Source organism: Gemmatimonadales bacterium (assembly GCA_035502185.1).
Lineage (GTDB): Bacteria > Gemmatimonadota > Gemmatimonadetes > Gemmatimonadales > JACORV01 > Fen-1245.
Window position 1 is genome coordinate 1 of record DATJUT010000073.1, and the last position, 5,413, is coordinate 5,413.

General features: G+C 69.1%; 4 protein-coding genes and 1 tRNA gene. 3 read left to right on the forward strand and 2 right to left on the reverse strand.

The window, feature by feature from the left end:
* Positions 1 to 1,377, reverse strand: a 1,377-nt coding sequence (locus VMF70_10010) for an ABC transporter permease (GenBank protein HTT68352.1), incomplete at its 3' end; no start/stop codon positions are given.
* A 323-nt stretch (positions 1,378 to 1,700) separates the two neighbouring features.
* Here VMF70_10010 and VMF70_10015 point away from each other — a divergent pair.
* Positions 1,701 to 1,773 (forward strand) — tRNA-Lys (locus VMF70_10015).
* A 90-nt stretch (positions 1,774 to 1,863) separates the two neighbouring features.
* Here the strand turns inward: VMF70_10015 and VMF70_10020 are convergent.
* The gene (locus VMF70_10020; GenBank protein HTT68353.1) at positions 1,864 to 2,520 is read right to left on the reverse strand and encodes a response regulator; all 657 of its coding nucleotides are present in this window, start codon (positions 2,518 to 2,520) and stop codon (positions 1,864 to 1,866) included.
* Between the two features lie 384 nt (positions 2,521 to 2,904).
* Here VMF70_10020 and VMF70_10025 point away from each other — a divergent pair, with 384 nt between their 5' ends.
* Together VMF70_10025 and VMF70_10030 are read left to right on the forward strand one after the other, a co-directional pair.
* Positions 2,905 to 4,581 (forward strand): ATP-binding protein, encoded by a 1,677-nt coding sequence (locus VMF70_10025; GenBank protein HTT68354.1) that lies wholly within the window; start codon positions 2,905 to 2,907, stop codon positions 4,579 to 4,581.
* Positions 4,582 to 4,625: 44 nt separating this feature from the next.
* Positions 4,626 to 4,970 (forward strand): response regulator, encoded by a 345-nt coding sequence (locus VMF70_10030; protein ID HTT68355.1) that lies wholly within the window; start codon positions 4,626 to 4,628, stop codon positions 4,968 to 4,970.
* Positions 4,971 to 5,413: the final 443 nt, after the last annotated feature.

The following is a 5,413-nucleotide window of genomic DNA, read 5'->3' on the forward strand; positions in this document are numbered from 1 at the left end:
CAGGAGCCCGGTCGCCAGCGCGATCTGCGCCGTGACCAGGGCGGAGCGGAAGCGCGCCGCGCCGCGGTGGCCGGTGAGCTGGCCGGCGTTGGCGCGGATCGCGTCCACCAGGCTCGAACGCGTGTTGTGCAGGGCGGGGAAGAGGCCGAACAGGACGCCCGTGCCGATGGCGAGCAGCGCGGTGAATCCCAGCACCGCCGGCTGCAAGGTGAACGTTATCAAGTTCGAGGCCTCCGCCGGCATCAGCGACGCGAGGAGCTTGAGGGTGACGACGGCGACCGCCAGGCTCGCCACGCCGCCCATGAGGGCGAGGATCACCGACTCGGTCAGCAGCTGCGCGACCAGGTGGCGTCGCCCGGCGCCGATGGCGAGGCGCACGCCCATCTCCTTCGCCCGCCCCGCGCCGCGCGCGAGCAGCAGGTTGGCGATGTTGGCGCAGGCGATGAGCAGCACCACGCCGGTGACGCCGAACAGCATCGTGAGCGGCGTCTTGGCGTGGCTGTGGAAGTCGCTCTGGCCGCGGTAGCCCGGGAACACGCCGACGGTCTTGGCCTTGAACTTCGCCATCGTTGCCGGACTCATGCCGGTCTGGAGCGCCGCCTCGACGTCGCTCAGGATCGGGCGGTGGATGCCGTCGAGGGCGCTCTTGGCCTGGGCGATAGTGACGCCGGGCTTGAGCCGGCCGAACAGGTAGAGCCAGTATGCGCGCCGATCCTGGTAGCGGCCCCAGGTCCCCAGCTTCTCGCCCATCACCAGCGGCGCGAAGACGATGGGATGGGCGCCGAACGTCGTGCCCTGGAAGTCGGGCGGCGCCACGCCGACGATGGTCAGCGTCTGGCCGTTGACGACGATGCTCCGGCCGACGACGGAGCGGTCGGCGCCGAGGCGGCCCGCCCAGAAGTCGTAGCTCAGGACGGCGACGAACTCCGATCCGATGGTGGCATCGTCGTCCGGGCCCAGCAGGCGGCCCAGCGCCGGCGTGAGGCCCAGGGTGTGGAAGTAGGAGCCCGAGACGACGGTGGCCTCGCCGGTCAGCGGCTCGCCGTTGACGGCGAAGTTGGCGCCGAAGGTCCGGAAGGCCGCGAGCTCCGCGAGCACGTTCTGGCCGCGCTCGAGGTCGCGGAACATTGGGTAGCTGAAGACCTCGTCGCAGCCACCCGACGTATTGCAGGACTGCGAGCCCGGGTTGGGTCCCGGGGCGGTCAGATTGACGAGCCGCCCGGGCTCCGGGACGGGGAGGGGCCGCAGCAGGATCTGGTCGGTGAGGGAGAAGATGGCCGCGTTGGCTCCGATGCCGAGGGCCAGGGAGAGCACCGCGACCGCCGTGACGAATGGGGTCCGGAACAGCGTGCGGAAGGCGAGCCTCACGTGGCGCATCGGTGACTCGGTGTAGGGGTGGGGCGGTCGAGCCCGACCTGCTTTGGCCTTAGACAGTCCTGGTGGCCGAAGGGTTGTCGCGGACGGCTCTCCGGCGCCAGCGGCTGCCGGGGACCTTACGCCATGCCGGCGGGCCCGGTTTCGGGCGGCGGCAGCCGCCGGCTCCCGGGCGTCGCTCGGGGTTCTACGGCTTCCAGGTCGGCTGGGCGAGGCCGGCGGTGCAGGGGAGCCGCGGGCGGTCGCAGCCGTGGCCTGGACGGCCGAGCTGGCGGCGCCGGGTCGCGCTTGCGCAACGCAATGGGCCTGGCGAGCTTTTCCGCCACGCGCCGCTAGCTCAACTGGCAGAGCAACTGACTCTTAATCAGTAGGTTCCGTGTTCGATTCACGGGCGGCGCACTCCTGAAGAGCCCAACCCACAACGACTTCCGCTGACCCACCGGGCCGCCTCAGCGCGGCCCGTGTGCCGCATGTGTGCCGCAGCACGCCTCACTGCGCCGGACGCCCCGCCGGTCCCGAGGCATCAGGAACCAGACCCGCCCGGGCGACGAGTGAGACGAGCCGCGCGACCTGCGGGACACCCATCTTTGCCATCACTCGTCCGCGATGGACCTTCACCGTCTTCTCGGAGATGCCAAGGTCGCCGGCGATCTGCTTGTTGAGCCGCCCGGCGAGCACGAGCTGCATGACCTGCCGTTCGCGTGCAGTCAGGGTCGCGAGGCGCCCCGCTATCTCGTTCTGCTCGACGCGGTCGGCTCGCCGGCGCGCCTCCTCCACGAGCGCCGCTTCCACGGCGGCGAGGAGCACCTCGTCCGCAACCGGCTTCGGGAGAAAGTCCATCGCCCCGGCCTTCATCGCCTCGACGCTGGAGGGAATATCTCCGAACCCTGTCAGGAAGATCACCGGCATCCAGGCGCCAGCGGCGCGGAGGCGCTCGTACAGCGCCATGCCGTCGAGGTCCGGAAGCCGCAGGTCGAGGATGAGGCAGCCCGGCTGCAGGTGGGAACCGCTGTCCAGGAATTCCTGCGCGGCGGCGAAGTCCCGAACCCGATACCCGGCACTGGTCAGGGTCCGGACCAGCGCGGTCCGAACCGAGGGGTCGTCGTCCACGACGAACACTTCTGCTGCGGGGGTGGTCGTCGCCATAGCCCGTCCTCCGCGGCGCGCAGCAGCTACGGCCCCTGACGAGCGGACAGAGCCCCTGCGGGAAACCGATCGTGCGTGAGGGCATCCATTCTAAGTCCGGGCAGCTGTCTTCACAATTCGCCCTCTACCTCGCCTGCGAACTGAAGCGCGCGGACGTGCCGGTCCCCGTCCCCTGCACATCGGACCTTGGTCCAATCTCGGCTGTGACCTGCCGCGGCTAGATAGGTGCCGAGTGGGGGTTCATGGCGTCGACCGGCTGCGCCGAACTCGTCCATCAAGCAGTCCCAGAGCTTGGCCTTGCGGAGGGCGGCATGGCGCAAAGAGGTTGTCCAGGTAGCGTCGGGCGCGCTCAAGACGAAGGTCTTGGAGGTCGTCGGGACATACATGGACGTCACGGCCGAGAAGCAGACGGACGAGGAGCGGAAGGCGCACCTGTACGCGCTCGAGAGCATGGAGCGGGTCAGCCAGGCCCTCCAGGCCACGGACGACCTCGAGCTGATGCTGGACCGCATGCTCGACGCCGTCCTCGAGATCTTCGGTTGCGATCGGGCCGTGCTCGGGACCTGGTCAGACGACCCTGAGCCGACCTCCCTCGTCATGCTGGCGAAGCGTGCTCGGCCGGGGCTTGCCGGAGACATCCCCGGCGTCGCGGACGACGCGGATACCAGCCTGGCGGCGATGGCCCGGGTGTTGAGAACGACCGTCGGTCCGTTCCAGTTCCTTCTGGAGTCGGCACCCACGGCGGTGGCACAGGTGATGGCGCGCTTCCGTGCGCAGTCGGTGCTCACGATGACCGCCCCATCGGAGGTCGGCGACCCGACGACCGGTTACCACTTCTCGATCGCCCAGGGCTCGTACCCACGGGTCTGGACCGAGTTGGAGGTCCGGCTGTTCCAGCAGATCGGCCGCAGGTTGGACGATGCCCTGCATAGGATCTCGGTGCTCCGCGTTCTGCGCGAGAGCGAGGCAAGGCTGGAGGAGGCTCAGCGCATCGCGCACGTCGGGCACTGGGAGTTCGACCCGGATACGGATCGGTTGATTTGCTCGGCGGAGGCTTACCGAATCCTGGGGCTGGAACCACAGCGAGGTCCGTTGACCGGAGGGTTCCGGGAGCGGGTCCACCCGGAGGATCAACTCGCTCGGGAGCGCGGCATCCACAACCTGTACGCCGGCGCCTCGGCCACCGAATGGGAGTACCGGGTGGTCCGCCCGAGCGGTGAGGTGCGCGTCGTGCACCTGCGCGGCAACGTGACCCGGGACGACTCCGGCAGGCCGCGCCGGACGTTTGGCACGGTTCAGGACGTCACCGAACAACGCTTGGCCGAGGCGGCCCTGCGGAATGCGCAGAGGGAGCTCGCGCACGTGGCGCGGGTGAGCACCATGGCGGAGATCGGATCCTCCATCGCCCACGAGGTCAACCAGCCGTTGGCCGCCATCGTGATGAACGCGAACGCGAGCCTCCGGTGGCTGGACGCCCGGCCGCCGGACCTGGAGGAAGTGCGAAAGGCTGTCCAGGCCATTCTGGGCGATGCTCATCGCGCGAGCCAGGTCGTCGAGCGCATCCGCACGCTGGTGCGACGCGACGCCCCCGATGCGAAGCCCCTGAACGTCAACGAGCTGATCGACGACACACTCGCGCTGCTGCGGGTCGAGCTCGCGCGCAACGAGATCTCGGTCCAGACCGAGTTGACGGCGGAACTGCCCGAGGCCGTCGGTGATCGAGTGCAGGTCCAGCAGGTACTCGTCAACCTGATCTTGAACGCCCGGGACGCCATGGAAAGCGTCCCGAAGACGGCGCGCGTGTTGACGATCCGGACGCGCCTGGACCAGGCCGAGGGGGTGACGATCGAGGTGCGGGATTCCGGCAAGGGGCTCGACCCCGAGCAGGTCGACCGGCTGTTCGAGCCATTCTACTCGACCAAGCCGGGCGGGCTGGGAATGGGTCTGGCGATCAGCCGTTCGATCGTGAAGGCGCACCGCGGTCGGCTCTGGGCGGCACCGAGCGACGGCCCCGGCGCCACGCTCATCTTCACGGTGCCGGTCGCCGCGGGCCGCCCGTAATGACGGCCCGCTCGCCGAGGGGGTCAACACGTACGACCATCGCAGTGGTCGATGACGACGCCGGCGTGCGCAACGCGTTGCACACGCTGCTGCGGTCGATGGGTTTCGAGGCCGTGACGTTCGGCTCCGCCGAGGCGTTCCTCGCCGAGAGGAGCTGCGAAGACATAGACTGCCTGATCGTCGACCTTCACCTGCCGGGGATGAATGGCGTCGCGCTCGTGCAGGAGCTTGCGGACTGCGGCACCCCTTTGCCCGCGATCCTCATCACCGCGCACGCCGATCCGGACTCCCTGAAGCTGATCCGCCAGATCGCCCCGACGCCGCACTTGACGAAGCCTTTCAGCGACGCCCAGCTCTCCGAAGCCCTTCGCCGCGTTCTCGTCGCCTGAGCGCCGCTTCGCGGCGCACTCACGGCGCCTAGCGTAGAGTCGCCAGGAAGTCCGCTGCCGGTGGCTTTCGACTCGGGCGAGGGCAAGCTCGACCCGACCTGCCACGGCGCCTGCGTACCTCGCCCAGTACCTCGCACCGCGTCCCCGCGGCACGGCGCCGAGTGGGACGAAGGTCCAATACTGGCCACCCGGCAGCAGCTCTAGGTTGGCGACGAGTCACGTGCGCAGGACCATCTCAACCCGAAGTGACAGGGGGCACCATGTTCACGAGGCGGCTGTTCGCAATACTAGCCATGCTGCTCGGCAGCGCGTTCGCGAAGGTGAGCGTCGCCCAGCAGGCCGGGAGTGGTCCGGTGGTTCGGGATCCGGCGTCGGATGAGCTGCTCACGCCCGAGAACAGCGCGTTGGTCATCATCGATTACCAGCCGCTCGCCGTGAATTCG